The sequence below is a fragment of the Gilvimarinus sp. 1_MG-2023 genome, assembly GCF_030548285.1.
Map to the genome: position 1 here is coordinate 1 of NZ_JAUOSC010000910.1, position 278 is coordinate 278.

General features: G+C 57.2%; 1 pseudogene. It reads right to left on the reverse strand.

Annotation, left to right across the window (positions count from 1 at the left end):
- Positions 1 to 267: pseudogene (locus tag Q4563_RS19515) on the reverse strand (DNA polymerase III subunit gamma/tau); the annotation flags it as partial.
- Positions 268 to 278: the final 11 nt, after the last annotated feature.

Consider the following 278-nt stretch of genomic DNA (forward strand, 5'->3'; position numbering starts at 1 on the left):
TGGCTTTTTTTTTTGCGCCTCAATCAGGGCTGGTTGTGAAGGGCTGACCAGCGCCGAAGGACTGGACAGCGCCGAACCCAGATCCAGATTGGCCAATGCCTCCGGTAACTGCTCCGGCAGCGGACGAAACGCCAGCATGCGCAGCAACAGCATCTCAAATCCCTGACGCGGGTCTGGAGCCAGAGTCAGATCCTTGCGGCCACTGAGCGCAACCTGATAATAAAGCTGTAAATCTTCGCCGTTCATGGCCAGTGCCAGCGCCAGAATGGCATCTCGAT